Annotated in this window: 1 protein-coding gene and 1 pseudogene; one reads left to right on the top strand and one right to left on the bottom strand. The window is 60.2% G+C overall.

Going from position 1 to position 1,139, the window contains the following annotated elements; genetic code table 11:
• The coding region (gene tnpC / locus F6X39_RS36075) for an IS66 family transposase (RefSeq protein ID WP_187620147.1) at positions 1 to 889 on the top strand (889 nt) is incomplete at its 5' end.
• A 32-nt stretch (positions 890 to 921) separates the two neighbouring features.
• On the opposite strand, the pseudogene F6X39_RS36080 reads toward tnpC, so the two are convergent.
• Positions 922 to 1,139: pseudogene (locus F6X39_RS36080) on the bottom strand (transposase); the annotation flags it as partial.

The following is a 1,139-nucleotide window of genomic DNA, read 5'->3' on the forward strand; positions in this document are numbered from 1 at the left end:
ACACTCGGTACAGCCCGTCATCAACCTGATGCGTGATGTGATGCTCGACAGCGAGATCGGGTTCGGCGACGAAACCACCGTGCAGGTTCTCAAGGAGCTAGGACGCGCACCGCAGACAAAGAGTTACGTCTGGGTCCAGATGAACGGCAGTGGTCCACCCGTGCGCCTGTTTACCTATGCGCCGGGGCGCTCCCAACAGCTTGGTGCGGACGTGTGGGCCGGCATGCGCCATGGCGCCGTGCTGATGACCGACGGGTACAAACCGTATGACACGATCGCGAAGGCTAATGCACTCGTGCATCTTGGTTGCTGGGCGCACTGCAGGAGGTATTTTGTGGAAGCCGAGGCGGCATTGCCCAAACAGGCCCGTGGCCGCCATCAGCCGTCCACCCAGCTTATCTACCTGATCGGCAAGCTCTATGCGGCCGAATCGCATGCCGACAAGAAGCCGCACTGGCGAGCGCGCCTGCGCCGCCGCTATAGCCGTGCAGTGCTCACGAAGATCAGGGCCCTGCTCGACGAGTACCTGGAAACAACCGCGCCCACAGGGCTGCTGGGCAAGGCCTTGAACTACACGGCGGGACAATGGCCCAAGCTGATCCGCTACGTCGAGAATCCGGCATGGCCCGTCGACAATAATTTATGTGAGAACATGATCCGCCCGTTTGTCCTGGGGAGAAAGGCATGGCTTTTTTCGGACACCGTAGGAGGTGCAAAGGCCTCGGCAAACCTGTATTCACTCGTCCAGACCTGCGTCGCGAACCGCATCGATATCTATGCGTATCTTGTCGACCTGTTCAAGGCTCTGCCGCTCGCGAGGACCGCAGAGGATTACGAAGCTCTACTTCCATGGAAACTAGGCAAGGTCCGCTCAGAAAAAAATCGATAGGTCAAGTTGGCGGGCAGGACGTGCTTCACTGACCGCTTACGTTCGTTGAAGCCACTGTAGGCGTCGGCCTGCAGGATGCCCTCGAATCCAGCGAGATGGGTCTGGGGGTGGATGCCTTTGCGGTCGGGCGAGTAAGCAAACCACACCGCGGCCGGTTCGGTCGAGCCCGAACGGGTGTCATCGCGCACATACACCCACAGTCGCCCGGTCCTTGTCTTCTTCTTGCCCGGCTCGAGCACCGGGATCGGCG

Source organism: Paraburkholderia sp. UCT2, assembly GCF_014397665.1.
Lineage (GTDB): Bacteria > Pseudomonadota > Gammaproteobacteria > Burkholderiales > Burkholderiaceae > Paraburkholderia > Paraburkholderia tuberum.